Source organism: Polaromonas sp. P1_E11 (assembly GCF_056405995.1).
Window position 1 is genome coordinate 1,249,660 of the sequence record NZ_JBFUBA010000001.1, and the last position, 26,683, is coordinate 1,276,342.

The window sequence follows — 26,683 nt, forward strand, 5'->3', positions numbered from 1 at the left end:
CGGGCCTTCATGGACAACCTCTCAATGATCCAGCGCAGCCTGCGCCATGTGTGGCACCCCTGCACGCAGATGAAGCTGCACGAGTCGCGACCTCCTGTGCCCATCGCCAGGGCCGAAGGGGTCTGGCTGTACGACTTCGAAGGCCGGCGTTACCTGGACGGTATCAGTTCCTGGTGGGTCAACCTGTTCGGCCACGGCCACCCGCACATCAAGGCGGCGCTGCGCGACCAGCTGGATCGGCTTGATCACGTCATGCTGGCCGGTTTCACGCACCAGCCCGTGGTGGAGCTGTCTGAGCGGCTGGGCGCATTGACCGGACTCGGCCACGCTTTTTACGGCAGCGATGGCGCCAGCGCCACCGAGATCGCCCTGAAGATGAGCGCGCATTACTGGCGCAACACCGGAAAGCCTGAAAAGTGCCGCTTCATCGGGCTGGCGGGCGGTTACCACGGTGAAACCGTGGGCGCACTGGCCGTGACGGACATTGCCATTTTTCGTGAAGCCTATGCGCCGCTGGTGCGGCTGGCTGCCACCGTGCCCAGCCCCGACGCACGCGGTGCACAGCCCAGTGAAAGCGCCGCAGACGTAGCACGTCACGCAGCCGCAGACCTGCAAAGCTGGCTTGAGCAGCATCACGCGCAAACTGCCGCGCTCATTTTGGAACCCATGGTGCAGTGCGCGGCCGGCATGGCCATGCACGATGCCGCCTATCTGCGCGAAGCGCGCGCGCTGTGCGACCGCTATGAAGTGCATTTGATTGCCGATGAAATCGCCACCGGATTTGGTCGCACCGGCACCATGTTCGCGCATCAGCAGGCAGGCATACGGCCTGACTTCATCTGTCTCTCGAAAGGCCTCACAGGCGGCACGCTGCCGCTGTCGGCCGTGCTGACCACCGATACCGTCTACAAAGCGTTTTACGACGACGACGTAGCGCGCGGCTTTTTGCATTCGCACTCCTACACCGGCAACCCGCTGGCCTGCCGCGCCGCGCTGGCCACGCTGGAGCTGTTCGGGCAAACCGATGTGCTGGCAGACAACGCGGTCCTGGCCAACACGCTGGACCAGGCCTTTGCGCCGCTGACACAACACCCCGCTGTACGGAACGCACGCAGGCTGGGCATGATCTGGGCTTGGGACATCGAGCCCACGACGGCGCCACACTTCGCACGCCGCTACACGCAGCACGCCATGGCCAACGGTGTCTTGCTGCGCCCGATAGGCCAGACGGTCTACGCCATGCCGCCCTATGTGATGGATGAAGAGGCGATTGATCACCTGGCGCGCGGCGCGCTGGCCGCGCTTGACGCCACCCTGGCCGAAGAAATTGCTGCACATGGCTGAAGCGGCGCACAAGACGGTTTCACTGTTCGTGACCGGCACCGACACCGGCGTGGGAAAAACGCTGGTCAGCGCTGCACTGTTGCATGCGCTGGCCCGCCGGCACCTTCGTGTGGTGGGCATGAAGCCGGTGGCGGCAGGCACGGTGCTGGTTGACGGTGTCGATGCCAATGAAGACGTGCTCGCCCTGCGCGCCGCTTCCAGTTGCCGCGTACCCCCCGAACTCGACAACCCGGTGTTGCTGCCCGACCCGGTATCACCACACATCGCAGCCGCCCGCGCTGGTGCACGCATTGACATTGCCCACCTGGTGGCCTGCCACCGCCAGCTCGCGCTGCAGGCCGATGCCGTGGTGGTGGAAGGCGCGGGCGGCTTTCATGTGCCGCTCTCGCCCACGGAGACCGGCGCCGATCTGGCTCAAGTGTTGGGCCTGCCCGTGGTACTGGTGGTGGGCCTGCGGCTGGGCTGCCTGAACCACGCCCTGCTCACCGCCGAAGCCATCCGCGCGCGCGGCCTCACGCTGGCCGGCTGGGTCGCCAACCACATTGACCCAAACATGCTGGCACAGGGGGACAACATCGCCTTTCTACAAAAGCAGTTGCAGGCGCCATTGCTGGCCACTGTTCCCTGGCAACCCAATATTGACGCACGCGAGGTCACCATCAACCTTCCTGCTGAATGGCAATGAACATCACCTCCTCCTGGCTCGACGAATTTCCGGCACGCGTGGCCGAACTGGACCGCACGCACCTGCGCCGCCAGCGCCGCGTGGTCATGCCTGAAAGCGGCGCACGCCTTTCGGTTAACGGGCAAAGCATGCTGGCCTTTTGCAGCAACGACTACCTCGGCCTGGCCACACACCCGGCCCTGGTGCAGGCGGCTTGCACCGGCGCACAAGCCTACGGTGTCGGGTCGGGCGCATCGCCACTGGTCAGCGGCCACAGCGCCGCCAACGAGGCGCTGGAACGCGAACTCGCGGCCTTCGTGGGCCTGCCGCGCGCGTTGTATTTTTACGCGGGGTACGCCACCAACATCGGCATCGTGCCGGCGCTGGTGGGTGCCGGTGACGCGATTTTTTCGGATGCGCTGAATCACGCCTGCCTGATCGACGGCGCAAGGCTGTCGCGCGCAAAAATCCACCGCTACGCACACACCGACCTGGACGCGCTGGCGCGAGAGCTCGCGCAAAGCGACGCACCGCGCAAGCTGGTCATCAGCGATGCGGTGTTCAGCATGGATGGCGATAGCGCCGACATTCGCGCCCTGCTGGCGCTGTGTGAGCGCCATGACGCCCTGCTGCTGCTGGACGATGCACATGGCTTTGGCGTGCTGGGCCCGCAAGGGCGCGGCAGCCTGGCTGCAGCCGGGCTGCATGGCGCGAAGGCCTCGCGCCGCGTGCTCTACATGGCCACGCTGGGCAAGGCGGCAGGCGTGGCGGGCGCGTTTGTGGCGGGCGACGAGGCCCTGGTTGAATGGCTGCTGCAAAAAACCCGCAGTTATATTTTTGCGACTGCCGCGCCGGCGCTGCTGGCCAGCGCACTGCGTGCCAGCCTCGCACTGATTGAACAGGATGACTGGCGCCGCACGCATTTGCAGCAACTCATTGCGCGCTTGCGCAGCGGCTTGCTGGCGGGCCTGAAAGGCAGCCACTGGCAGTTGCCGCCCTCGCAGACGGCCATCCAGCCGCTGCTGATCGGACGCAACGACGAAGCCCTGGCCGTGATGGAGGGCTTGCGCGCACGCGGCATCTGGGTACCGGCGATTCGCCCGCCCACCGTGCCCGATGGCACGGCACGCCTTCGCATTGCGCTGTCGGCCGCGCACACCGAAGCCGATATCGACCTGCTGGTCGAAGCCCTGACGGCCCTGGCAAAGCATTCGCTGCCAGGCTGAAGCAGGCTACTAAAAAACGCATCAGATAGACTCAAAAACCCTGTCCCCGAAAGGAAAGAGAACCATGTCCCACGTTGCAGAACAAACCATCACGCTCCACCGCCCGCGCCCTCAGCCATCGCCAGCTGAAAAGGCCGGCGCCGAGCGCTGGAGCGTAGACGCCATCGAAGCGCTGTTCAACCTGCCTTTTCCGGAATTGATGCACCGCGCCCAAACGGTGCACCGCGAAAACTTCGACCCCACGCACATCGAATTCGCCACGCTGCTGTCGGTCAAGACCGGCGGCTGCGCCGAAGACTGCGGCTACTGCCCGCAGGCCGCGCGCTACGACACCGGCGTGGAAGCCAGCAAGCTGATGGAGCCAGCCGAAGTACTGGCCGCCGCCCAGCGCGCGCAGGCCGCGGGCGCCACACGGTTTTGCATGGGCGCCGCGTGGCGCTCACCCAAAGACCGCGACATTGAAAAAGTCGCCGAGCTGGTGCGCACCGTGAAAGCGCTGGGCCTGGAGACCTGCGCCACGCTGGGCATGCTGGAAGACGGCCACGCGCAAACACTGCAAAGCGCGGGCCTGGACTACTACAACCACAACCTCGACAGCGCGCCTGATTTTTACGGCGACATCATCACCACGCGCGACTACCAGGACCGGCTGGACACGCTGGCGCGCGTGCGCAGCGCCGGCGTCAAGGTCTGCTGCGGCGGCATTGTCGGCATGGGCGAAACGCGACGCCAGCGCGCCGGCCTCGTGGCCGAACTCGCCAACCTCACGCCCTACCCCGAATCGGTGCCCATCAACAATCTGGTGAAAATTGAAGGCACGCCGCTGGCCAACCAGGCCGACCTGGACCCGTTTGAATTCGTGCGCACGATTGCCGTAGCCCGCATCACCATGCCGACCGCACGCGTGCGCCTGTCGGCCGGCCGCCAGCAAATGGGCGACGGCGTGCAGGCGCTGTGCTTCCTGGCCGGTGCCAACTCCATCTTTTACGGCGACAAGCTGCTGACCACCGGCAACCCCGACACCGAGGCCGATGTGAAGTTGCTTGAGCGCCTGGGCATGAGCCGGTCCGCGCCTGAAGCGCGCTAAGACGCACGGCTTGTCTGGACTCTCTAAACCGAACACAAAAAAGCACGCTGAAGCTGGTTAGACTCTCGCTAAATTCCGGACCTGCCCCATGACGACCCCCGCCAACACTACCGTTACGCCTTACGGCACCCTGCCACCGTCGTCCACGCCATCCGCACCGCCTGCGCGCAAGCCGGTCAGCCTGCCGCGCCTGCGTGAAATGCAGGCGCACGGCGAAAAAATCACCATGCTGACGGCCTATGACGCGACGTTTGCCGCCGTGGCCGATGCGGCGGGCGTGGAATGCATCCTGGTGGGCGACTCGCTGGGCATGGTCTGCCAGGGCCTGACCAGCACCGTCGGCGTGACGCTGGAGACCATGCGCCACCACACCGAATGCGTGGCCAACGGCCTGCGCCGTTCGCAGGCCACGGCCTGGCTGATCGGCGACTTGCCGTTTGGCAGTTACCACGAGTCCAAAGAGCAGGCGCTGCGCAGTGCCGCGGTGCTGATGCAGGCCGGCGCCCACATGGTCAAGCTCGAAGGCGGCGGCTGGACGGCCGAGACGACGCGCTTCCTGGTCGAGCGCGGCATCCCGGTCTGCGCCCACCTGGGGCTGACACCGCAAACCGTGCACGCGCTGGGCGGCTACCGCGTGCAGGGCAAGGGCGACGAAGCCGCTGCCACGATGACGCGCCACGCGCGCGAATTGCAGGACGCCGGCGCTGCGATGATGGTGCTGGAGATGGTGCCCGCAGCCCTGTCGGCCACACTCACGCAGGAGCTCACCCATTGCGCCACCATCGGCATTGGTGCGGGCAACGGCACTGCCGGCCAGGTGCTGGTGCTGCACGACATGCTGGGCATGAACCTGGGCAAGATGCCGAAGTTTGTACGCAACTTCATGGAAGGCCCGGACAACAAGACCGCCAGTGTGCGCGGCGCCATGGAAGCCTATGTGCGCGCCGTGAAAGACGGCAGCTTTCCGGTGAACGCCACCCACGCCTGGTAGCCCCACCGCCCCTTTCAGGAGACAAGATGCAGATCGTCCACACCATCCCGGAGCTGCGCGAGGCCCTCAGCCCGTTTAAACGCCCTTCCTTCGTGCCCACCATGGGCAACCTGCACGACGGCCACATCGCCCTCGTCAGGCAGGCCAAGCCGCTGGGCGACGTGAGCGTCTCCAGCATCTTCGTGAACCGCCTGCAGTTCGCGCCGCATGAAGACTTCGACAGCTACCCGCGCACGCTGGACGCCGATGCCGAGCGCCTGAAGGCGGCCGGTTGCAATGTGCTGTTTGCCCCGCTGGAAAAACACCTTTACCCCGAGCCGCAAAGCTACAAGGTGCATCCGGCCACCGACTTGAGCGACATCCTTGAAGGCCACTTCAGGCCCGGTTTTTTCATCGGGGTGAGCACCGTGGTGCTCAAGCTGTTTTCCTGTGTGTTTGCCGGCATGCCCACGGGCGTGGCGGCTTTTGGCAAGAAGGACTACCAGCAGGTGATGGTGGTGCGCCGCATGGTGCAGCAGTTCGCGCTGCCGATCGAGATCCTGGCCGGTGAAACCCAGCGCGCCGAAGACGGCCTGGCGCTGTCATCGCGCAACGGCTACCTGAACGCCACGCAGCGCGCCGAAGCGGTGGAACTGTCCAAAGCCATACGCGCATTGGGCGAAGCCGCGCGCGCCAGCGGCACGCCCGACCTGCCAGCTCTGGAAGCCCAGGCCATGCAGGCGCTGGCCCGCCGCGGCTGGAAGCCCGACTACCTCACCGTGCGCCGCCGCGCGGACTTGCTGGCGCCGCAAGGGCCGCTGGCCGATGTGCCGCTGGTGGTGCTGGGCGCTGCCAAGCTCGGCAGCACCCGGCTGATCGACAACCTGGAAATCTAGGCACGGGCCCAACCACGGCCAATCCCGGCCACCGCCGGACGCCATCCGGCGGACCGCCACGTTGCTCCATTTTTGATAGCTGCCTGCGCTCGAACCGCCTGGGCTGCAGCCATTTTTATTTAACAAACCGGTTCGCCACCTGATGGCGGATCTTTTGGCTTTTTTTTAACAGCTCAACATGAACACCCCTTCTGTACGCCTTGCCACTTTGGACGACCAGCCTGCCGTGGCCGCGCTGTTTGACACCTACCGCCAGTTTTACGAACAGCCCGCCGATGCCGCGCTGGCGCTGGACTTCATCGGCAACCGGATGCGAAACCGCGAATCGGTCATCCTGGTGGCCGAGCCGCAAGGCGCACCCGGTGCCGGCCCGCTCGCCGGTTTCTGCCAGCTGTATCCCGGCTTCTGCTCGGTGATAGCCCAGCCCATCTACACGCTGTATGACCTGTATGTGGCGCCCGCTTCACGCAAGAGCGGCGCGGGCCGCGCGCTGATGCAGGCCGCCCACGTGCACGCAAAACAGCACGGCTTTGCGCGGCTGGACCTGACCACCGCCAGGACCAACCACACCGCGCAGGCGCTGTATGAGTCCCTGGGTTGGGTTCGCGACGACATCTTCCTGGCGTACAACAAGGTGGTTTAGCCGCCGCGAGCACAGCTTCAGCCCGTGCGGGCCTTGGGGTATAACGCTTTCAGGTGGTTCAGGCACATGCCGCCACCTTTGCAGGAGTTTCACCATGGCCATTCCCCACGCCGCCTCCGGGCAACTCATCGACGTCCAGCCGCTGGCAGGCAAGCTCCTGGAGGCCCGGACCGTCGCGCTGTTCAAAAGCGATGAGCTGGAAGTCATGCGCCTCATCGTGCCGGCCGGCAAGCTGGTGCCCTCGCACCGGGTCAAGGGCGAAATCACCGTGCAATGCCTGGAGGGTGAAGTGGCCTTCACGGCAGAGGGGCAAACCCAGCGCATGAAGGCAGGCCAGCTGCTGTGGCTGGCGGGCGGCGTGGAACACGGCCTGACTGCCGTGCATGATGCATCGCTGCTGGTGACGCTGCATTTGCGAAAGTAGGGTCGGCTCCTGCTTCGTGGATTAATGATGCTTTAGGGCATTAGCCCAAATAGGGACGTGCGCGAGCAGCTATTAATTCAATAGCAAAAAAAATGACAACCGGGAAAAATCAACCGTGTGTCAGGCCAGTTCGGCAGTCGGGCCACGGCCCATCAGTGCCGCCACGGCTTCGGCCGGCCTGAGCTTGCCGTCCAGCAAGGCCACCACGCTTTGTGCAATTGGCATCTCGATGCCCAAACCGGCAGCGCGCTGCACCACGGTGCGGGCGCAATACACGCCCTCGGCCACATGCCCCAGCGAATCCACGGCCTGCGCCAGCGTCTTGCCCTCGGCCAGCAACAGGCCCACCTTGCGGTTGCGGCTCAGGTCGCCGGTGGCCGTCAATACCAGATCGCCCAGACCGGAAAGGCCTGTGAAGGTTTCGGCCCGCGCGCCCAGCGCCACGCCCAACCGGGTCATTTCGGCCAGGCCGCGGGTAATCAGCGCAGCGCGGGCGTTCAGCCCCAGCTGCAACCCGTCACAAAGCCCCGTGGCGATGGCCAGCACATTCTTGACGGCGCCGCCTACCTCCACCCCCACGACATCGTCATTGGCGTAAACGCGCAGGGTGGCGCTGTGAAAGGCGGACACCAGCGCTTCGCGCACTTCGGGGTGCTCGCTGGCGGCCACCAGCGCGGTCGGCTGGCCGCGAGCGACTTCGAGGGCAAAGCTGGGCCCGCTGAGCACACCCGCTCTTAAATTGATAGCAGCCTGCGCCCGTATTTCATGGACCATCAGGCCAAATGATGCTGAAGGAGGGGCAGAGGCAAGAGGCGCCTCAAACCCTTTGCTCAGCCAGGCCACCGGAACACTGGCGTGCTGCAGGGACTGCAGCATGCTGCGCGCCGCTGAGACGGGCGTTGCCAGGATGATGAGGTCCTGCCCTTGAATCGCCTCTGCCAGGGGCACATCGCCGCCCTGCAGCCGCAGGCCGGCAGGCAGGGACACGCCCGGCAGGTAGCGGGCATTGGTGCGGCTGGCCTGCAAGTCTTTGGCCAGCGCAGCATCGCGCGCCCACAGCGTGACATCGTGCCTGGCGGCGCTGCTCACGGCCACAGCCGTGCCCCAGGCGCCGGCACCGATGACCAGAATTTTCATGCGTGGATGGGCAGGAAGGCAGCCACCGGGGAAACCCCGGCAAGCCGTCAAACGATGATCTGGGGCGCAGCCGATTCGGCAGCGGCCTGGGACTGCTGCTGTTCGTACATGGCCTGGAAGTTGATTTCAGCCATGTGCACAGGCGGGAAGCCGCCGCGCTGGATCACGTCGGCTACATTGCCGCGCAAGTAGGGGTAGACGATTTGCGGGCAGGCAATGCCCAGGATGGCGCCCATCTGGTCATCGGGCACATTGCGGATTTCAAAGATGCCGGCCTGCTTGGCTTCCACCAGAAACACGGTTTTGTCGCCGATTTTCGTCTGCACGGTGGCCGTCACGGAAACCTCAAAAAGGCCGTCTGCCACAGGGGTAGCGCCCACGCCCAGCTGGATGTCCACCGCTGGCTGCTCCGGGCTCAGCAGGATTTCGGGCGAATTGGGCTGCTCCAGCGACACGTCCTTGAGGTAAACGCGCTGGATCTGGAATACGGGGTCAAGATTGGCTTCAGCCATGGTGCTCTTTCGGGTACGGGGAAGGTTGGATAGAGGATTCGATGCGCCGGCTAGCCGGTGACCAGCGGATTATAGGGAGCCCCCACGGTCGCTCACCTCGTTTAGCTCCCCGCCCCCCGAGGGGGCCGCCCGCCTGCGGCCCGGCGAAGCCGGTTCCGCGGCTCATGCTGGCAGGGAAGATCCCCCTGAAATTCAGGCGGGGGTATTCAGTAGGGGCATCAAGCCGCCGCGGCCATCGAGAGCCATCAGGTCGTCGCAGCCACCGACATGGGTATCGCCGATAAAAATCTGCGGCACGGTGCGCCGGCCGGTGATGTCCATCATTTTCTGGCGTTCACCAGGCACCATGTCCACACGGATTTCGTCAAGCTCGGTGACGCCGCGCTGCTTCAATATCTGCTTGGCCTGGATGCAATAAGGGCAGGTACCCGTGGTGTAAATTTTGACGGTTTGCATGGTTCCTCCGGAGGGGCTGGTCTACGCGCAGCGCAGGAAAAAATGGATAGCCAGGGTGAAAGCCGGGTCAACGCCCGGTCGCCATGGCATTGCAGCTTTCATGCCTGCCAAAAACCGGATCAGGAAACTGGTCAGAACCGATCTGATCAGGCCTTCTCAAGTGGCAGGTTAGCTTCTTTCCACGCTTTGAGCCCGCCGCCCAGCGATTGGGCCTGCTCGTAACCGAGCTTTTTGGCAACCGCAACAGCGCGGCCGGCGCGCGCGCCCGTGGCGCACACCAGAATCAAGGGCAAGGCCTTGTTTTTGACGGTGGCGGGGAGTTTTCCTTCCAGCTCGCTGAAGGGCACGTTTTTGGCGCCCGTGACATGGCCGGCAGCGAATTCTTCGGCCTCGCTGACGTCCACCACCACCGCTTTTTCGCGGTTGATCAGCTGTACGGCGCCGCTGGCCGTGAGCGCGCCGGCGTTCATGGCGCCGGAAATCATGGGCCAAACCAGCATGCCGCCCGAGGCGACCGCTATCGAAATCAGCATCCAGTTATCGATCAGAAATTTCACGTTGTACCCTTTGTATATTTTTCACCTAACCCGTGATTTTAGAATGGAGGGGCAAAACCGCCCTCGCGGCCCCGTCCATTGCCCCTGTTCCCCTTCCTTTACATCCCTAATCCACCATCCCGACCATGTACAAACTCGTGCTCATCCGCCACGGCGAATCGACCTGGAACCTTGAAAACCGCTTCACCGGCTGGGCCGACGTTGACCTTACCGAAACCGGCATCGAACAGGCCAAAAACGCCGGCAAACTGCTCAAAAGCGAAGGTTATGACTTTGACGTGGCCTATACCAGCGTGCTCAAGCGCGCGACCCGCACGCTCTGGCACACGCTGGACGAAATGGACCGCACCTGGCTGCCCGTGGTGCACAGCTGGCGTCTCAACGAGCGGCATTACGGCGACCTGCAGGGACTGAACAAGGCCGAAACAGCGAAAAAGTTCGGCGACGAGCAGGTGCTGATCTGGCGCCGCAGCTATGACACGCCGCCCCCGGCGCTTGATGCCTCCGACGAGCGCAGCGAACGGAACGACCCGCGCTACGCGAAGCTGCAGCCCGGCCAGGTGCCGCTGACCGAATGCCTCAAGGACACGGTGGACCGCGTCCTGCCGTTCTGGAATGAGTCCATGGCGCCGGCCATCAAGGCAGGCAAACGCATTGTGGTGGCCGCCCACGGTAATTCCATCCGCGCCCTGGTGAAGTACCTGGACAACATCTCCGACAGCGACATCGTGGGACTCAACATTCCCAACGGCATCCCGCTGGTCTATGAGCTGGACGCCGAACTGCGGCCCTTGCGCCATTACTACCTCGGTGACGGTGAGGCCGCGGCCAAGGCAGCAGCGGCCGTGGGTGCGCAAGGCAAGGCTTGAGGGGCAATTCAATGGCTCCCGTCAGCCCTGCGGGAGCCATTCTTGTAAAAGTCCTGTAAAAACTGGCTGTTTTGGCTCTTTTGCGGCGCCGGGTAGCATGAATGGCGGAACTGTGGCGACCGGCCTTTCTCCAAGGTGTATATTGCTTCACATAGGGGGAGCAGGGGCTCTTCAACAGGTTTACGAAGGTATTTTCTATGGGTCAGAAGCTCAAGATAGCAGGCTGGATTTCAATTGGTGCCGTGGCCGGAGCCCTCACCACCGTGCAGCTGCAAGCCGTGGCCCGTGCCGGTCTGGCACCTCTTCCCCTGGAAGAACTGCAGCAGCTCGCCGCCGTTTTTGGCATGGTCAAGACGGACTATGTCGAACCGGTAGACGAGAAAAAACTCATCACCGACGCCATTTCCGGCATGGTGGCCAGTCTTGATCCGCACTCGGTTTACTTCGACAAGAAGTCGTTCAAGGAATTCCGGGAAGGCACCACGGGCCGTTTTGTCGGTGTCGGCATCGAAATCAGCCAGGAAGACGGCCTTGTCAAGGTGGTGTCTCCCATCGAAGGCTCCCCTGCGGACCGTGCCGGCCTCAAGCCGAACGACCTGATCACACGCATCGATGACACGGCGGTCAAGGGCCTGAGCCTCAACGACGCGGTCAAGAAAATGCGCGGCGAACCCAAGACCAAGGTGCTGCTGACGATCTTCCGCAAGGACGAAAACCGCACCTTCCCGGTCACCATCACGCGCGAAGAAATCCGCACGCAATCGGTCCGCAGCAAAGTGGTGGAGCCCGGCTATGCCTGGATTCGCCTGAGCCAGTTCCAGGAACGCACGGTCGACGACTTCGTGACCAAGCTTGAGCAGATTTACAAGCAGGAGCCCAACCTCAAGGGCCTGGTGCTGGATCTGCGCAATGACCCGGGCGGCCTGCTGGATGCGGCAGTCGCCGTCTCGTCAGCTTTCCTGCCTGAAAACGTCACCGTGGTGTCCACCAACGGCCAGCTGGCTGAAAGCAAATTCACCTACAAGGCAGCGCCCGAGTTTTACCAGCGACGCAACGGCGCCGACCCGCTCAAGCGCCTGCCGGCTGCCCTCAAGAACGTACCGCTGGTGGTGCTGGTCAATGAAGGCTCGGCATCTGCCAGCGAAATCGTCGCGGGTGCTTTGCAGGACCACAAGCGTGCCACCATCATGGGCAACCAGACTTTCGGCAAGGGATCGGTGCAAACCGTCCGCCCCCTGGGGCCGGATACCGGCCTGAAGCTCACCACCGCGCGTTACTTCACGCCCAGCGGGAAATCCATCCAGGCGCGCGGCATCGTGCCTGACGTCATGGTCGATGAAACCGCTGAAGGCAGTCCTTTTGCCGCATTGCGCACCCGTGAAGCCGACCTTGAGAAACACCTCAACAGCGGCCAGGGCGCTGAAGTGAAAGACGCCGGCCGCGAAAAGGCTCGCGAAGAGGCCCTGAAGCGCCTCGAAGAAGAAGCCAAAAAGACACCTGAGCAACGTCGCCCGCCTGAACTGGGCAGCGACAAGGACTTCCAGCTGGCTCAGGCGATCAACAAGCTCAAGGGACGTCCCGTGCTGGTCAGCAAGACAGCCGTGGTCGAACCGAAAAACGAGAAAAAAGACAACTAGTAGGCCGATGCGCGGAGCAGAGCCGGCTTGCGCCGGATCCGCCCGCCCCTTCCGGGCCAGCCCGTCCTGCAGCCTGAACGGTTTCCCCTCATGAACGACGAACAGCTGCTTCGTTACTCGCGGCACATCCTGCTCGACGAGATCGGCATCGAAGGCCAGGAAAAAATCCTCCAGTCGCATGTGCTGATCGTCGGTGCGGGCGGGCTGGGCTCGCCCGTCGCGCTTTATCTGGGCAGCGCCGGTGTCGGCCGCATCACCATCGCTGACCATGACCGGGTGGATGCCACCAACCTGCAACGGCAAATCGCCCACAACCTGTCTCGCATCGGGACGTTCAAGGCAGAATCCGTTGCCCAGTCCATCGCGGCCATCAACCCCGACGTCGTGGTCACCCCGGTTACCCGGCGCGCGGAGGGCGCGCTGCTCGATCAGCTGGTCCAGGATGCCGATGTTGTGCTGGACTGCACAGACAACTTCTCCACGCGCCATGCCATCAACCGGGCTTGCGTCAAACACCGCAAGCCATTGGTATCGGGTGCAGCCATCCGCTTTGACGGCCAGATCGCCGTCTACGATTCGCGACGCGAGGATTCACCGTGCTATGCCTGCGTGTTTCCCGAATCAGACCAGCTGGAGGAAGCCCTTTGCGCGACGATGGGTGTTTTCGCGCCGATGGTCGGCATCATAGGCAGCACGCAGGCTGCCGAAGCCCTGAAGCTGATCTGCGGCATCAGCGGGTCGTTGACCGGGCGGCTGTTGATGCTGGACGGCAAACACATGGAATGGAGTGAAATGAAAATTGCGCCCCATGCGGCATGCGCAGTCTGCGGCGGCGGGGCCAAAAAAATTTCCTGAAAGAATCCGGCCGAAAGGCCGCGGGGAAACCTTATCTGGTGGCCGATGCCGGCATCCGGGAACCGGCAGAAGAGGCTGCGGCCTTCGCAAGAATCGCTGCACAGTTTTCGTCCTGGCCCGGTCCGGTTTCAATGGTAGCGGCCAATGCCAGCAAGGGATTGATCACCCCCAGTCCGATAGCAACGGCTGCACGTCCCGCGAGGGCTCCCTTGTCAGGGCCAGCCGATGGGGAGGCGAAGGTACCGCCAATCTTCAGGGGAGACCGCAAGCTCAGTATGCTGCGGTCTTTGGGCGCGGGATCCAGAACAAGGTCCAATGTCTCATCGGCAAGGCTAACCGTGCCGCGACCGTTGATGACCGTATCTGTCGTATCCAGCACAATCGTTTTGGTCGTCATCAGGCCTTTGTTCACTTCAAAAGCCGCAGCAGCGCAGCGCAACTGCACATTGCGGTCACCACGAACCAGGAACTTGATCACCTCTCCGCCGTCCAGGCCCATGAACTCAAGCAGGATATTGCTGATCTCACCCTTGCCCATCAACACGGCGACGTCGCCGGATGCGGTTCCCAGCATTTGTGCCAGTGAATTTCCACGCCCTTTCAGGTCCAGCTGGCCGCTGACCTTGCCCAGGCTGCTCCTGGTCGTTTCAACGGCAGGAAAGAGCTGGTTGAGCTGCACGGCCCGCAGGTCCAGCCGCGTCGTGAAAACCGCGGGCACAGGGTTGGAGTCGATGCGGATACTCCCTGCCACCGTACCGCCTGCAATGCCCAGCGAGATCGGTTCGAGTTGCAAAACACCGGCTTTCAGCTGGACATGAACGCTGCCCTTGTCAAGCGGCAACACTTTCACATGCCGTATATCAGCCGCAGAATAAATCACGTCGGCGTTCATCGCCTGCAACCGCGTTACATCAAGCACTGCGACAGGCAGAACCTTGCGTGCAGCGGGCACGGTTTTTCTGCCCGGCGCCGCCACCGAATTGCTGTCAGTCCTGGCGACGGGTGTGTCGGCACTGGCGGGTGCGGCCTTCCCTGATGGAGCCAGGCCGATCACGGGCGCAAGGTCGGCAAAATCAAGCAACCTGGACTGGACCTTGCCGGTCAGAAGCGGCACGGCAGCAGACTGGTCAAAACTGAGCGCCCCATTGATATCCGACCCCCCCAGAACGCCCTGCATCTGGGTGGCGGCCCATACCTTGCCATGCCTGGCCAGTTTGCCCCGGACTTTGTAGGGTGGTGTTGAAGGCAGCACAACGCCCACCAGCTTGTAGAGTTCTTCCAGGTTGCGTCCCTGCAGGTCGAAGGTCGCGTCTATGCCGGCCAGTTCTGCGAGATTGGATACCGAGCCTTTGGCCTTGAGGCTGGTCTTGCCGGCTACAGCGTTCACTTCTACCGGGAACGGCGCTTCGAGGTCTTTGCTCAGCTGGAGTACGCCGCCGGTGCGGCCAGTCGCATTGAAGGACTCGTTTTTCCACTTGCCGGCCGCCTTGTAGCTCAGGGGCAACTGCTCATTTGCTTCTTGTGCCAGTGAGAACTGAACATGGATATTGGCGCCTTGCGCTGCTGCCTGGTAGTCAACCGTGCCGCGGTCAATGACCAGCGCGTCGATTCGTGGAACGGATCCTTCGTCGGACGTATCCCGCGACAAGGCCCAGGTCCGGCGGCCATCGGGCTCTATTTGAAGCCCTATCTGCGGCTCGGTCAGCACAATGCGGGGCAACTCTACCCGGCCAAAGAGAAGCGGCCACAACCGGATATCAAATTCTGCGGCGGTTGCCGTCACCAGATAGGGTTTGCTGGCCCATTCGGGATTGGCGATTTCTACCCCGTCGGCCTTGACTGTCGCAGTACGTCCGAGCTGGACCGACAGGTGCCGGGTAATTTCAAAGCGCCTCCCGAGTTGCTCGGATACATGACGATTGATCGGGCCACGAAGCATGTCCCACGGAAAAAACACCGCAACCAGCACCAGAACCGCCACCAATACGGCAATGCCGATGAGTGTTCTACGCAGAAGAGGCGATGGGGACAAGATGTTGTTCATGCTGGGGGAGGAATCGTTCAAACCATTGCAAAGGCAGTCTGTAATGGCCAACAATGCGCGGCTACCGGCAATGTCCATCACCATGCAAGCAAGCGAAGCGCGCTGAACTACAGAGAATCACATTCAAATGTGCGACAGCTCACTCCAGAGGGCAGTCGGCAAGCGCCATGAGACGCTGTGGGCATGTGCCTACAGTTCTTTCGAGCGGGTCGTAGGAAACCTCCTACAGGCACTGCCCATGGTCACTGGCAGAATGGGCCACAATAAAAAGATACATTAGGAAACAAGGACACCGCGTTCTTGAGCCTTTTGTAATATTTCCGAGAAGCACGTAGCCTTCCCACCTGGACCCGAGCAGTGAGACTGAAAACGTACATCGTAGAAGACAATCCCACCATTCGAGAGAATCTGATCGGGACGCTTGAGGAATTGGCAGGCATTAACGCGGTAGGCACCGCCGAAACTGAAAACGAAGGCAAGGCCTGGCTTGTCGAGAACAGCGGCGATTGGGATTTGGCGATTGTTGACCTGTTTCTGAAACAGGGAAGCGGTTTGGGTGTGCTGGCTGCCTGCCGCGATCGCCCCTCCACGCAAAAAGTCGTCGTCCTCAGCAATTACGCCACTGCAGACATCCGCCAGAGATGTGCCCAGCTGGGTGTTGATGCCGTTTTTGACAAGTCCAACGAAATCGATGCCCTGGTGGACTATTGCATCCAGCAGAGCACCATTTCAGATTGAACTCAATCGATCAGCTTGTTCTTGAGCGCGTAGTAGGTCAGGTCGCTGTTGGACGACAGGCTCATTTTCTCCATGACACGCGTCCTGTAGGTGCTCACGGTTTTCACGCTCAGCGAAAGCGCCTTGGCAATATCGCCTGCGGTTTCGCCCTTGGCCAGCTTGAGAAAAACCTGGAACTCCCGCTCGGACAATTGTTCGTGGGAGGCCACGTCGTTGGGCCGGTTCAGCTGCTGCGCAAGGAGCTCTGCCACCGCCGGGGTAATGTAGCGTTTGCCAAGAGAAATCACGCGGATCGCATCCACAATCTCGGATGGATCGCATTCCTTGTTCAGATAGCCGCTGGCGCCCTGGCGAATCAGGTTGACCGCATAGTGCTCTTCAGGATACCCGCTCAAAATGAGGATGCCGACATCAGGCGCCTTGGCGCGAATCATGGCCAGCGCATCGATGCCGCTTTGCCCGGGCATGGACAAATCCATGACCAGAATATCCAGCTCAACGTTACGCACCAGATCAATTGCCTCACGGCCACTGCCGGCCTCCCCCACGACGCGCAGGTCTACCTGGTCGGAAAAAAACTGTTTGAGTCCAGAACGCACAATGGCATGGTCGTCCACAATTCCAATTTTGATCATGTCGCTGTCTTTCTATAAGGTCTGCGCAAGCGGGCAACGCAATGAAAAAGATGGCCTGCAGGACATCCGCATTGATTTTCAGTGTTCATTATTGACGAAATTCTCACCGAATTACTGAACGGAGTTTGCCGTGAAACGATTTGCGATCCCAAAAATGGCCATCAGCCTGCCCCTGGCGGTGCTGGCTGCCGCCATTCTTATCTTCATAAACGAGGCAAGCTTCCAGAAATCCACGGAGGCGGCGGCCAGTATTGAAGAGGCCCAGCAAACCCGCGGCGCCATCAACCGGTTGATGCAGCACATGCTGGATGCGGAAACCGGGCAGCGCGGCTACCTCCTGACCGGCGATGTTCGATATCTCGAGCCCTACAACTCCGCCCTGGCCGATATCGACCAGAACCTGGATGCCTTGCGCCGGTTGTTCACCCCCTATCAGGAGCAACTTTCAGAGTTCGGCGTCATGTCCAGGCATGTTTCGCGCAAGCTGGCCGAAATGGACCTGAGCGTGCGCATGCGCAAGGAAGGCAACGAGGACGCCTGGAAATTTGTCCTGACCACGGATGTCGGGAAGGAGCACATGGAGGCGATTCGCGCGCAGTCGGCGAAACTGGCTTCCAACAGCGTCAGCAAAATGGAGCAGGGGCAGGTTCAGATCAAGAAAGCGCTGGAGCTCTCCCGCATCGGCATTGCGGCCATGGCTTTGGCGGGCCTGCTGGCTTTTTACATGTACCTCCTTCAAACCAAGGCGCTGCTCGCTTCCGGCCGGCGCGAGCAGGAATCCCTGCAACGCGAGCGCGACTTCCTCGAAATACAGGTACGTGAAAGAACCGCCAACCTGGCCGAGCTCGCCACCCACCTGCAAAACGTGCGCGAAGACGAACGGGGTCACCTGGCGCGTGAACTGCATGACGAATTGGGCGCGCTTCTGACTGCCGCGAAACTGGATGTGGCCCGATTGAAATCCCGCCTGGCAGGCAATCTGCCGGAAGCGGCTGAACGGCTGACGCACCTGACCAACACGCTTAACAGCGGCATTGCGCTGAAACGCCGCATTGTGGAAGACCTGCGGCCGTCCTCGCTGTCGCACCTGGGGCTGGTCGCCTCTCTCGAGATCCTCGCACGCGAGTTTGAAGAACGCTCCGGACTTTCCATCACCACCGATCTGGAGCCTGTCGAACTCGGCGGCTCGGCCCAGCTGACCATCTACCGGCTGGTGCAGGAGTCACTGACCAACATCGGCAAATACGCAGAAGCCCGGCAAGCCGAGATCAGCCTTCACAACTTCGACAGCTACATCACGGTGGAAGTCAAAGACAACGGCAAAGGCTTCAAGCTTGAAAGCGTGGGCCCGGGAAGCCATGGCCTTGCCGGCATGCGCCATCGCGTCGAAGCCGCAGGCGGACGGCTGACGGTATCCAGTACCGAAGGCGACGGCACACGCATCTCAGCAGTGCTGCCCAAAACACTGTGACCCGTCTCTGAGCGCAGGCAAGCCGCCTGCTGTCATGCACTGCCCACCAAAGGGCTCAACACCCATCAGTTTTTCGAGGCATGCGACGCGTTGCTGGCGTAACAAAATGTCGGCCACCTCCTACAGGGCATGGCCGCTCGAACTGACAGGGGCACACGCTGGCAGCCGATGAAGGAAATCGAAGGCACTCATTAACCTTGCTGAAGGCGTTTCAAAAGAAGCACCACCCCCTTTTAGCCAAGCAAGGAGCCCGAGATGCTGCACTACTCCGTCGTTTTCCTGATCATCGCGCTGATCGCTGCCGTGTTCGGTTTTGGTGGCATCGCCGCAGGTGCCGTCGAGATCGCCAAGATCCTCTTCTTCATCTTCGCCGTCATGGCCATCGTGAGCTTTGTCATCAGCTTGCTCCGAAAGAATTGATTCCGTCCCTCCGGGAGCGCCGAACGCTTTTTCCGGGCGAGCGGCACTCTCTCCTCGCATCTCCATCGTCATTCACTCAACTCACCAAGGACCTGACATGAACACCCAAACCGCCACCAAGACCGCCCGCCAAAGCTCGGATGAGTTGCTGCAGAACGCAGAAAAAGCTGTTGACTCCACCCGCAGCTATGCCAACGAGGCATTTGACAAGGCAGAAACCAAAGTGCGCGAACTGCGCGGCAGTGTGGATCCCGTCGTGGACATGCTGGCGTCCAAGGCCCAGCACCTTGCCCGTCAGAGCCTTGAGATGGCATCTGAAGCCAAGCATCGCGCACAGCAGTCGCTGTCCAATGCCGCAGGTGCAACCACCCGTTATGTTGCCGAACAACCCCTGCGTTCGGTGCTGATTGCCGCCGCCGTCGGCGCCGGCATTGCGCTGCTGGTGTCGTCTGCACGCCATCGCAACCAAAACCGTTACTGATCGCCAGGCTCCCGCCCCCTTTCCCGGTACACCCCCCCGCACGCAGATTCGCCCACCCAATGCTTCACCCTCTGTTTTCCACCATCGTGCAGCGGCCTGACCTCGTCATGGACCATGTATCTGCTTACGCGGCGCTCTTTCATGAAGAGGCTTCCGATGCGGGTGCCGAGCTGGTTGCACGGGCTGTGGCGTGGGTGATTGCGGTGCTGGCGGCTGCCGTATTTTTGGGGCTCGCAGGAACTGCCGTCATGCTGGGGGCGCTTCAAAACCAGTTTCATTGGGCACTGGTGGTGGTTCCGGGCATTGCGCTGGCCATCGCCATCGGGGCGGCACTGCGGGCCAGAAAACCTTTCGCGAATGAACGCTTTCCCGAATTGAAAGCCCAGATCGACAGCGACGCACGTGCATTGCGCATGGCCGCCTGAGCCCGCGAGCCGGCAGAAACCACAATGTCTACCCTCACCGCCCCAACGCCACAGGAAAGACTGGCCAGTAGCCGCAAGGCCATTGTTCGGCACATGAGCCGGGAAAAACTGGACCATGAGGAAAACCCGGGCAATCCAGAGGCCGGCCCGGAGGATGATCCGGCGCACTTTCTCGACCGTGGAACCTGGGGCGTTCTCAAACATGCTTTGGGGAGCTGGTGGCGGCATCACCCCGTGAGCGTTGCAGTTGACATTGCCCGCCCGATGATTGACAGGTACGCCGAAGAAAAGCCGTTGCAGCTATTGGGTATTGCAGCTGCGGCAGGCGCCGCAGCGGTGGTGCTGCGGCCCTGGCGACTGGTATCTCTTGGCGGCTTGCTGCTGGCCGCCCTCAAGACGTCCGAACTCCCGGGCACCTTGCTGTCCATGTTGTCTGGCGCGCCGCACAAGCCTGAAAAAACACCCTACACACGATGAACACCTCCACGCTTTCCCGCACCGCTCCAGAGGAGCTGGCGCTTGACGAAACAGGGCTGAACGCGGCCCGCAACAGCCTCAATGACGGCGCAATCACGCCGGCCTACGGGCCGCACCGCGACGCGATCGTCAAGCTGCTGAATGACGCACTGGCAACAGAACTGGTTTGCGTATTGCGCTACAAGCGGCACTACTTCACGGCCAGCGGTGTGTCGTCACCGCCCATCGCCGACGAATTCCTGGTCCACGCGAATGAAGAATCCGGACATGCGGACCGCATTGCCCGGCGCATTGTGCAGCTGGGAGGCGAGCCGGACTTTTCGCCGGCCACTCTGTTGCAGCGCAGCCATGCGGATTACGACGAATCGAACGACCTCAAAACCATGGTGCGGGTCAACCTGATCGCCGAACGCATCGCGGTCGAAACCTATCGCCAGATGATTGCGCTGATCGGCGACAAGGACCCCACGACACGCCGCCTGCTCGAAGATGTTCTTGCCGATGAGGAAGAGCATGCCGACGAGCTCAAGGACTGGCTGGAGAAATAACGATTACCGCAGGTCGGCCGGCGTGGTGCCGCCAGTCGACAGGCCTTTTTAACCATGCACCAGACGATTAAATCAACTTAGAGGAAAACAATATGAAATACGCTCGCGCAATTGCATTCGCCGCACTGGCAGGCATCACCATCATCGGCAGCGGCTGCGCCGTTGGGCGTGGTCAGGAAACTGCTGGCGCTTATGTTGATGATGCTGCCATCACCACGTCAGTCAAGGCCAAGTTCGTCGAGGACAAAACCGTTGCCGCGTCCTCCATCAAGGTGGAAACGCTCAATGGCACCGTTCAGCTGTCCGGTTTTGCCAAGTCCAGCGCTGAAAAAGCCCAGGCCGAAAACATTGCCCGCAATGTGAAGAACGTCAAGGGTGTGCGTAACGACATCGTCGTTCGTCCTTGAGCGTAAGCGGCTGAACAAGCCGGGCCACCGCGCAGGTGGCTAAAAAAAAGCAGGCTACAGATAATCTGTGCCTGCTTTTTTTCGTTGTGACCAGGCGGCGATGCGGCCACTGCGGCGCCTGGAGCCTGCAGCAGTCTTCCTGCAGGCCCCAGGCCCCGGGTCTTTCAGTGGCAGCTTCCATGCTGCTTGCGGAACAGCGCCGGATACACAGGCGGCGCGCCCTTTGTCGATGCAAACAGCCCCAGCCTTGCGGCCTGGGCACGCTTTTCCGCCTGGGCATAGGGACCTGCATTGCCGCGGCTGCGGTAGGACCAGGCCATACCGTTTGCGACCATCCATTTGCCGGCATCTTCTCCGCTGAACACCACCCTGGCCAGGAGGCGGCCGTAGTCGTCGTGGTATTGGCCATGCACCGCCACACGCTTGCCCAGAAGCCGGCGCATCAGCGCATCGCGCGCGAGGGCCCCGCCCGGCTGGCAGATTTCCGGCGCGTCAATACCCTGGATACGAATGCTGACCGGCTTGCCCCCTGCCACCGGGCGCACCCGGACGGTATCGCCATCAACCACATAGGTGACGATTCCGGGCCATGCCACCATGGGGGGCGAGGCCGTGCGCGCCGACACACCCCCATGCATGAGCGCCACCAGAAAGAACACGCCCACGGACTTGACTGCGGAATTTTTCGTCACGTTAATTTGCTACTAAATTAATAGCTGCTTGCGCCCGCCAATATTGACCTGGAGGCAGAAATCTTGATAAACATTGAAGATCGTCTGCTTCGTTTTTTCTGCTGTCATCGCCAGCGCGCATTAAAGAGGAGCAGAGAAGCCCTGAATATACTGTACAAATAAACAGCCTCACTCCCGCCCTGATCACGCTGTAACGATCCACCCTTCCAGCGCATCCATTTCCACCGGCAAGCCGTAGCGGGGCGCACCCTGCTGTGCCGCCCAGGCCGCCTGCATCAGGCACAGCACGGCATCGAGGCTGTCGCCGCTGGCGTCGTCGGCCAGCAGGTCGCGCTGCGCGTGGCTGACCTTCAGGCGCAGCCCCAGACGCGTTTGGCCGTTCTCCAGCGCGGTGATCAGGTCTTTGCGTGCAATCAGCCGGTCGGGCGTCTGCCTGGCTTTGTCGTCGCTTTTGTAAGAGCGGCTGCCCAGCACCTCGCGCGCGAGCAGGCCTGGGTAACCCTCGAGCGCCACACGTTGGGTGTCGCCGTCATGCAGGCCGGGCAGGTGCACGCCCGCCGCGAGCAAACGCGGCACACCGGCGTGCAGCATGTAGGCCACAGGTGGGTTGACCCATTTCATCGAGGGGCTGGAGCCGGCCGGGCCGTCGGCGGCACGATGGGCGAACTTGCCGCCCACTGGCCGCGCGTCGCAGAAGGCGGCAAAGGTGCTCCGGATGTCTTCGCGGCTCAAGGCCGCATAGTGGTGCATGCAGGCTTCCCACTGCAGCGGCCAACCCAGATGCGCCACCAGTTCACGCGGCAGGCCAAATGGAAAATCAAACGCGCCCAGCCAGGGCTGGGGCTGTTGCAGCCAGTGCCCGAACGCCGCCAGGGACTCCAACCGCTCTATTTTTGATAGCACGCAGCGCCCATGAAACATAGACCCGAGGGCTAAAACAATGGGTTTTTTTCGGGTCGGGCTGCTGGAGAAATCGCAGCCGAGCAGCAAGGGCACCGTCATCGCGGCCTCGATCACGGTCTCAGCCCAGCGCCAGCGCCATCACGCCTGCCGCAATGCAGGCGGCGCCGATCAGGCGTAAGGCACGGTCGCCCTCGCCCAGCAAGTGGCCGCCTATCAGCGCGGCAAACAACATGGACACCTCGCGCGCAGGCGCCACATGCGACAGCGGCGCGGTCTGCATGGCGTACAGCACCAGCACATAGGACACGGGGCTGACGACGCCGACAAACACCGCGTACTTCCATTGCTGCTTCCACAACACCCTGGCCGCAGCGGGGTCGCGCAGCAAGGCGGGTGCCAGTACCACCATGCGCAGCAGGCAGCCCATGTAATCCACCAGGATCGGCGACATCAGCAGGATCTTGACCGCATAGCCATCGACGACGGTGTAGCTGGCGATAAAGGCGCCGCTCAGCAAACCATAGACCATGCCCTTGCGCACCCGCTGGCGCTGCGCCGGGTCGTGCGAGGCGCGCCACAGGCCCGGCCCACCGGCGACCAGAAACACGCCGCCCACGACACCCGCGATACCGGCAACACCGAGCGCGGAAATCTGCTCGCCCAGCAGCAAGATGGCGGCCAGCGACGACAGCAGCGGCCCCGAGCCCCGCGCCAGTGGATAGACCACGGTGAGGTCCGCCTTGCGGTAGCCGCGCAACAGGACGATGTAATAGATGGTGTGCAGCAAGGCGCTGGCGCACAGTAGCAGCCATTCAGCCCAACCCCAGCGCGGCAGCTCGGCAATGCCGAACCAGATACCCAACGGCGCCCACGCCACCAGCAGCACCAGGCCGGTAAAAGCGGCAAAGCGGGCATCACCGCCGGCCTTCTTGGCGGCGATGTTCCAGCTGGCGTGAATTAGTCCGGCGAGGAGTACGAGGGCCAGGGCGCCTGGAGACACGCGTCAGGCCTGGCGGTACGCAGGCCTCAAACCCGGCCGCAGATGGAAGCGGTCGCCATCAGGTCTTCCAGCAGTGCGAAAGACACCTTGCCCGACACCGAGTACGGATCGAGTTCGGCTTTTTCGGAGTATTTGAGCAGGATGGAATGGTTGAGTTTGGACAGGTTGACCTGGCCCATGGTCCATCCGCCGAAGCGCCGCTCGGAGATTTCTTCAAAATGCAGGAGGATCACGTCCTTGTGGCGGGCGTCCTGCTGGATGTGGCCGAACAGTTCGCTGACCGCCATGCGGCCGCCTTCAATCGCCTGCAGGAAGATACCGCCGCCGTAGCAGAGGATGCCGGTGATGCCGGACGAGGGGTTGTGCTGGCGCGACTGCGAGAGGATGCCCTCGATAGCTTCCGGGCTCGTATCAACCGCGCGGCTTGCGTAAAGTAAACGTACCAACATGGTCAGCCTTTCTGCGGGATCAATGCGAGGAATTCGCGGCGCAAGGTCGAATCTTTCAGGAAGACGCCGCGCATCACCGAGTTGATCATCTTGCTGTCCATGTCTTTCACGCCGCGCCAGGCCATGCAGTAGTGGCTGGCTTCCATCACGATGGCCAGGCCGTCGGGCTGGGTTTTTTCCATGATGAGGTCGGCCAGCTGCACCACCGCCTCTTCCTGTATCTGCGGACGGCCCATGACCCACTCGGCCAGGCGCGCGTATTTGGACAGGCCGATCACGTTGGTGTGCTCATTGGGCAGCACGCCGATCCAGATCTTGCCGATGACGGGACAAAAATGGTGGGAGCAGGCGCTGCGAACCGTGATGGGCCCGACGATCATCAGCTCGTTGAGGTGCTCGGCGTTGGGAAACTCGGTGATGGTGGGCGCATGCACGTAGCGGCCCTTGAACACCTCGTTGAGGTACATCTTGGCCACGCGGCGCGCGGTGTTGTTGGTGTTGTGGTCGCCGTCAGTGTCGATCACCAGGCTGTCGAGCACGCCCTGCATCTTGCCGGTCACTTCATCGAGCAGCTTTTCCAGCTCGCCCGGCTCAATGAATTTGGCGATGTTGTCGTTGGCGTGAAAACGCTTGCGTGCCTGGGCCAGGCGTTCGCGGATCTTGACGGAGACGGGCGTGCCCTCGTCGGTCGCGTCCTGGGGGGGCGTATCGGATTTCATAAGCATGCCAGATATTACCAGCCCGCCCCTAAACCGTCTTGTCCGGAATTTGATAAGGTTTTTGGCCTCCAGCCCTTTCCTCATGAGCGCAAGCAGCTATCAAATTCATAGCTAACGGCATGAAGGCCGGGCAGGCGCAAGGCGCCTCAATAGCGCTGGCCTGCCACCAGCAGCGCCAGCCGCACCAGGGCATAGGCTATCCAGCCCCGCAGCCGCTGGCCAAAGGGGCGATGGCTGTGGTCGGCCGGCTCCATGCGCCGCCCCTGTTTCGCCATGGCCTCGCGCACAATACCCGCCAGGCTTTCGGCAAAGGCCTTGTCTTCGACCACCACATTGGCCTCGCGGGCCAGCAGCAGGCTCAGCGGGTCCAGGTTGGATGAACCCACGGTGGCCCAATGCCCATCCACCACAGCCACCTTGGCGTGCAGGAAACCGGCTTCGTACTCATGGATTTCCACGCCGGCTTCCAGCAGGGCGCCGTAGACGGGCCGGGCCGCATGGTATTGCATGAAGTACTCGTAGCGCCCCTGCAGCAGCAAGGTGACACGCACACCGCGCCTGGCCGCCCCGATGAGGGCGCGCCGCAGCTTGCCACCCGGCAGGAAATAGGCATTGGCAATGATGATTTCGCGGTGCGCCTTGCCGATGGCCCTGCGGTAAGCGCGCTCGATGCTGCTGCGATTGCGCAGGTTGTCGCGAAGGATCAGCGCTGCCTTGGGGCCGGCAACGCCAGACCCGTCACCCGTCGCGAGCGATGTGCTGCCGGTGCGCCCGCCGTACCCCGCCGCCTTGAACTTCTCCCATGCGGCGGCCATGTGACGCTGCCGCGCACTGTAACCGGCCTGCACACGCCACCACAGCAGCGCCATGGCATCGGCGGCCTCCTGCGCCAGCGGGCCGGTGGCAGCCACAGCGAAATCGACGCGCGGAGTCTGGAGCTCCCCGTGGTTGGGATCGTAGAAATCATCGAGCACATTGATGCCGCCGCAAAACACCGTGTGCTGGTCCACCACGCAGAGCTTGCGGTGCAGCCGGCGCCAGCGCTCCGGCAGGAGCAGCCCCAGGCGGCTCAGGCCCGTCCCCAGGGGCGAGTACACGCACCAGTCGACTTTCGACGCCGCGAATTTTTCGCGCCACTCGGCCGGAAGGGGACCGGTGCCTATGCCGTCGACCAGCACCTGCACCGTTACGCCGCGCCGGGCCGCGCGAACCAGTGCTTCGGCGACATCCGTGCCGGCACCGTTGAAATCAAAAATATAGGTTTCCAGCTGGATCCAGGTCTGCGCCGCATCCAGGGCCTTGACGAGTGCAGGGAAAAAGTCCCGGCCGCCCTGAAGCAGTTGCAACGCACCGGACTTGTGGAGTGGAAACATGGCCAGCGGCTTTTTTCCTGGAAGTGTGGAGAGTTGGCGGGAAGGTCCATTCCATTTGAACCGACTGGCCGATGTTTGCCAATCCAGTGAAACGCCAAACTCACAAAGTGTTGCGCCTGCGCGCTGCGCGGCTCAAGCCATGAATTTCGGCAGGAGGAGCACCGCTTCCGCATTTGAAGGGGAAAAACACAGGTCGGCGGCGGCGTAGTGCGGCAGCCATTGCCAGGCGGTGTGCTCCCTGGGGCTGAGCTTCACATCGCAGGCCTGAGGCACACACAGGCTGAAGACATGTTCGGTGTTGTGGGTGATGCCGGGCGCATACCTGGCGCGCCAGACTGGATAAATCTCGTAGACGTTGGACAGGCCCCAGTCGCGAAACTGGCCGGGCGCGGCTGCGATGCCGGTCTCTTCCAGCACCTCGCGCACCGCGGTCTGCAGCAAGGTTTCGCCCGCCGTATCTTTGGAGCCCGTGACGCTCTGCCAGAACCCCGGGTTGTCGGTGCGCTCGATCAGCAGCACGTCCAGCTGCGGTGTGTGAATAACGACCAGCACAGACTCGGGGATCTTGAAGGCTTTCAAGGCACTCACTTCCCGAATCGAGTGACGTCAACGGAGCGCGCCGCG

At 62.3% G+C, this 26,683-nt stretch carries 32 protein-coding genes; 19 read left to right on the forward strand and 13 right to left on the reverse strand.

Features of this window, described 5'->3' with window-relative positions; translation table 11 throughout:
• The first annotated feature begins 9 nt into the window (after nucleotides 1-9).
• From AC1D11_RS06095 to AC1D11_RS06130, 8 genes are all read left to right on the forward strand, one after another.
• The gene (locus tag AC1D11_RS06095; RefSeq protein WP_477648478.1) at nucleotides 10-1,344 is read left to right on the forward strand and encodes an adenosylmethionine--8-amino-7-oxononanoate transaminase; all 1,335 of its coding nucleotides are present in this window, start codon (nucleotides 10-12) and stop codon (nucleotides 1,342-1,344) included.
• Nucleotides 1,337-2,029: a dethiobiotin synthase gene (gene bioD / locus AC1D11_RS06100; RefSeq protein ID WP_477648479.1), complete on the forward strand. Its 693-nt coding sequence runs from the start codon at nucleotides 1,337-1,339 to the stop codon at nucleotides 2,027-2,029. The genes AC1D11_RS06095 and bioD overlap by 8 nt, the downstream gene beginning before the upstream one ends.
• A complete protein-coding gene (gene bioF, locus AC1D11_RS06105; protein WP_477648480.1) occupies nucleotides 2,026-3,234 on the forward strand; it encodes an 8-amino-7-oxononanoate synthase in 1,209 nt (402 codons plus the stop codon). The genes bioD and bioF overlap by 4 nt, the downstream gene beginning before the upstream one ends.
• 64 nt (nucleotides 3,235-3,298) lie before the next feature.
• Complete coding sequence (gene bioB, locus AC1D11_RS06110) at nucleotides 3,299-4,321, forward strand: biotin synthase BioB (RefSeq protein ID WP_477648481.1); 1,023 nt, start codon at nucleotides 3,299-3,301, stop codon at nucleotides 4,319-4,321.
• An 88-nt stretch (nucleotides 4,322-4,409) separates the two neighbouring features.
• Nucleotides 4,410-5,312 (forward strand): 3-methyl-2-oxobutanoate hydroxymethyltransferase, encoded by a 903-nt coding sequence (gene panB, locus AC1D11_RS06115; RefSeq protein WP_477648482.1) that lies wholly within the window; start codon nucleotides 4,410-4,412, stop codon nucleotides 5,310-5,312.
• Nucleotides 5,313-5,338: 26 nt separating this feature from the next.
• The gene (gene panC / locus AC1D11_RS06120; RefSeq protein ID WP_477648483.1) at nucleotides 5,339-6,187 is read left to right on the forward strand and encodes a pantoate--beta-alanine ligase; all 849 of its coding nucleotides are present in this window, start codon (nucleotides 5,339-5,341) and stop codon (nucleotides 6,185-6,187) included.
• A gap of 178 nt (nucleotides 6,188-6,365) precedes the next feature.
• Nucleotides 6,366-6,830 carry an N-acetyltransferase family protein gene (locus tag AC1D11_RS06125; protein ID WP_477648484.1) on the forward strand — a complete coding sequence of 155 codons (465 nt, stop codon included), beginning with the start codon at nucleotides 6,366-6,368 and terminating at the stop codon, nucleotides 6,828-6,830.
• Nucleotides 6,831-6,924: 94 nt separating this feature from the next.
• A complete protein-coding gene (locus tag AC1D11_RS06130) occupies nucleotides 6,925-7,254 on the forward strand; it encodes a cupin domain-containing protein (RefSeq protein WP_477648485.1) in 330 nt (109 codons plus the stop codon).
• A 120-nt stretch (nucleotides 7,255-7,374) separates the two neighbouring features.
• On the opposite strand, the gene AC1D11_RS06135 is transcribed toward AC1D11_RS06130, so the two are convergent.
• The 4 genes from AC1D11_RS06135 to AC1D11_RS06150 form a co-directional block, all read right to left on the reverse strand.
• Nucleotides 7,375-8,391, reverse strand: a complete 1,017-nt coding sequence (locus tag AC1D11_RS06135) for an NAD(P)H-dependent glycerol-3-phosphate dehydrogenase (RefSeq protein WP_477648486.1) — start codon at nucleotides 8,389-8,391, stop codon at nucleotides 7,375-7,377.
• A gap of 47 nt (nucleotides 8,392-8,438) precedes the next feature.
• Nucleotides 8,439-8,903 carry a protein-export chaperone SecB gene (gene secB / locus AC1D11_RS06140; protein ID WP_477648487.1) on the reverse strand — a complete coding sequence of 155 codons (465 nt, stop codon included), beginning with the start codon at nucleotides 8,901-8,903 and terminating at the stop codon, nucleotides 8,439-8,441.
• A 192-nt stretch (nucleotides 8,904-9,095) separates the two neighbouring features.
• Complete coding sequence (grxC, locus tag AC1D11_RS06145; RefSeq protein ID WP_477648488.1) at nucleotides 9,096-9,359, reverse strand: glutaredoxin 3; 264 nt, start codon at nucleotides 9,357-9,359, stop codon at nucleotides 9,096-9,098.
• Between the two features lie 146 nt (nucleotides 9,360-9,505).
• Nucleotides 9,506-9,916, reverse strand: coding sequence for a rhodanese-like domain-containing protein (locus AC1D11_RS06150; protein ID WP_477648489.1), 411 nt, complete (start codon nucleotides 9,914-9,916; stop codon nucleotides 9,506-9,508).
• A gap of 125 nt (nucleotides 9,917-10,041) precedes the next feature.
• Here AC1D11_RS06150 and gpmA point away from each other — a divergent pair, with 125 nt between their 5' ends.
• The 3 genes from gpmA to AC1D11_RS06165 all read left to right on the forward strand — a co-directional run bounded on the left by gpmA (nucleotide 10,042) and on the right by AC1D11_RS06165 (nucleotide 13,277).
• Nucleotides 10,042-10,785 (forward strand): 2,3-diphosphoglycerate-dependent phosphoglycerate mutase, encoded by a 744-nt coding sequence (gene gpmA / locus AC1D11_RS06155; RefSeq protein WP_477648490.1) that lies wholly within the window; start codon nucleotides 10,042-10,044, stop codon nucleotides 10,783-10,785.
• A gap of 197 nt (nucleotides 10,786-10,982) precedes the next feature.
• Nucleotides 10,983-12,422 (forward strand): S41 family peptidase, encoded by a 1,440-nt coding sequence (locus tag AC1D11_RS06160; RefSeq protein WP_457279634.1) that lies wholly within the window; start codon nucleotides 10,983-10,985, stop codon nucleotides 12,420-12,422.
• Between the two features lie 90 nt (nucleotides 12,423-12,512).
• Complete coding sequence (locus AC1D11_RS06165) at nucleotides 12,513-13,277, forward strand: HesA/MoeB/ThiF family protein (protein WP_477648492.1); 765 nt, start codon at nucleotides 12,513-12,515, stop codon at nucleotides 13,275-13,277.
• A gap of 31 nt (nucleotides 13,278-13,308) precedes the next feature.
• Here AC1D11_RS06165 and AC1D11_RS06170 read toward each other — a convergent pair whose 3' ends face one another.
• Complete coding sequence (locus AC1D11_RS06170) at nucleotides 13,309-15,321, reverse strand: AsmA family protein (RefSeq protein WP_477648493.1); 2,013 nt, start codon at nucleotides 15,319-15,321, stop codon at nucleotides 13,309-13,311.
• A gap of 357 nt (nucleotides 15,322-15,678) precedes the next feature.
• Between AC1D11_RS06170 and AC1D11_RS06175 the strand changes: the two genes are divergently transcribed.
• Nucleotides 15,679-16,059, forward strand: a complete 381-nt coding sequence (locus AC1D11_RS06175) for a response regulator (RefSeq protein WP_477648494.1) — start codon at nucleotides 15,679-15,681, stop codon at nucleotides 16,057-16,059.
• 2 nt (nucleotides 16,060-16,061) lie between these two features.
• Here AC1D11_RS06175 and AC1D11_RS06180 read toward each other — a convergent pair whose 3' ends face one another.
• A complete protein-coding gene (locus AC1D11_RS06180) occupies nucleotides 16,062-16,694 on the reverse strand; it encodes a response regulator (protein WP_007867910.1) in 633 nt (210 codons plus the stop codon).
• 130 nt (nucleotides 16,695-16,824) lie between these two features.
• On the opposite strand from AC1D11_RS06180, the gene AC1D11_RS06185 reads away from it, so the two are divergent.
• From AC1D11_RS06185 to AC1D11_RS06215, 7 genes are all read left to right on the forward strand, one after another.
• Nucleotides 16,825-18,165: a sensor histidine kinase gene (locus AC1D11_RS06185; RefSeq protein ID WP_477648495.1), complete on the forward strand. Its 1,341-nt coding sequence runs from the start codon at nucleotides 16,825-16,827 to the stop codon at nucleotides 18,163-18,165.
• A 255-nt stretch (nucleotides 18,166-18,420) separates the two neighbouring features.
• Nucleotides 18,421-18,585, forward strand: a complete 165-nt coding sequence (locus AC1D11_RS06190; protein WP_457279639.1) for a DUF1328 domain-containing protein — start codon at nucleotides 18,421-18,423, stop codon at nucleotides 18,583-18,585.
• 97 nt (nucleotides 18,586-18,682) lie between these two features.
• A complete protein-coding gene (locus AC1D11_RS06195; RefSeq protein ID WP_477648496.1) occupies nucleotides 18,683-19,066 on the forward strand; it encodes a glycine zipper domain-containing protein in 384 nt (127 codons plus the stop codon).
• Nucleotides 19,067-19,125: 59 nt separating this feature from the next.
• On the forward strand, nucleotides 19,126-19,491 hold the full coding sequence (locus AC1D11_RS06200) for a hypothetical protein (RefSeq protein ID WP_477648497.1): 366 nt from the start codon (nucleotides 19,126-19,128) through the stop codon (nucleotides 19,489-19,491).
• 24 nt (nucleotides 19,492-19,515) lie between these two features.
• On the forward strand, nucleotides 19,516-19,968 hold the full coding sequence (locus AC1D11_RS06205) for a hypothetical protein (protein ID WP_477648498.1): 453 nt from the start codon (nucleotides 19,516-19,518) through the stop codon (nucleotides 19,966-19,968).
• Nucleotides 19,965-20,516 carry a ferritin-like domain-containing protein gene (locus tag AC1D11_RS06210; protein WP_477648499.1) on the forward strand — a complete coding sequence of 184 codons (552 nt, stop codon included), beginning with the start codon at nucleotides 19,965-19,967 and terminating at the stop codon, nucleotides 20,514-20,516. The genes AC1D11_RS06205 and AC1D11_RS06210 overlap by 4 nt, the downstream gene beginning before the upstream one ends.
• A 92-nt stretch (nucleotides 20,517-20,608) precedes the next feature.
• Nucleotides 20,609-20,923, forward strand: coding sequence for a BON domain-containing protein (locus AC1D11_RS06215; RefSeq protein WP_477648500.1), 315 nt, complete (start codon nucleotides 20,609-20,611; stop codon nucleotides 20,921-20,923).
• A gap of 164 nt (nucleotides 20,924-21,087) precedes the next feature.
• Here AC1D11_RS06215 and AC1D11_RS06220 read toward each other — a convergent pair whose 3' ends face one another.
• From AC1D11_RS06220 to nudB, 7 genes are all read right to left on the reverse strand, one after another.
• The gene (locus AC1D11_RS06220; RefSeq protein WP_477648501.1) at nucleotides 21,088-21,615 is read right to left on the reverse strand and encodes a thermonuclease family protein; all 528 of its coding nucleotides are present in this window, start codon (nucleotides 21,613-21,615) and stop codon (nucleotides 21,088-21,090) included.
• Between the two features lie 183 nt (nucleotides 21,616-21,798).
• Nucleotides 21,799-22,617 (reverse strand): DUF429 domain-containing protein, encoded by an 819-nt coding sequence (locus AC1D11_RS06225; RefSeq protein WP_477648502.1) that lies wholly within the window; start codon nucleotides 22,615-22,617, stop codon nucleotides 21,799-21,801.
• 19 nt (nucleotides 22,618-22,636) lie between these two features.
• Nucleotides 22,637-23,518 carry an EamA family transporter gene (locus AC1D11_RS06230; RefSeq protein WP_477648503.1) on the reverse strand — a complete coding sequence of 294 codons (882 nt, stop codon included), beginning with the start codon at nucleotides 23,516-23,518 and terminating at the stop codon, nucleotides 22,637-22,639.
• A gap of 26 nt (nucleotides 23,519-23,544) precedes the next feature.
• The gene (locus tag AC1D11_RS06235; protein ID WP_348045618.1) at nucleotides 23,545-23,967 is read right to left on the reverse strand and encodes a BLUF domain-containing protein; all 423 of its coding nucleotides are present in this window, start codon (nucleotides 23,965-23,967) and stop codon (nucleotides 23,545-23,547) included.
• A 2-nt stretch (nucleotides 23,968-23,969) separates the two neighbouring features.
• Complete coding sequence (folE, locus tag AC1D11_RS06240) at nucleotides 23,970-24,692, reverse strand: GTP cyclohydrolase I (protein WP_457279649.1); 723 nt, start codon at nucleotides 24,690-24,692, stop codon at nucleotides 23,970-23,972.
• Between the two features lie 140 nt (nucleotides 24,693-24,832).
• Nucleotides 24,833-26,059: a cardiolipin synthase ClsB gene (clsB, locus tag AC1D11_RS06245; protein ID WP_477648504.1), complete on the reverse strand. Its 1,227-nt coding sequence runs from the start codon at nucleotides 26,057-26,059 to the stop codon at nucleotides 24,833-24,835.
• Between the two features lie 132 nt (nucleotides 26,060-26,191).
• Entirely contained in the window at nucleotides 26,192-26,638 is a 447-nt protein-coding gene (nudB, locus tag AC1D11_RS06250) for a dihydroneopterin triphosphate diphosphatase (protein ID WP_477648505.1), read from the reverse strand.
• Between the last annotated feature and the right edge of the window lie 45 nt (nucleotides 26,639-26,683).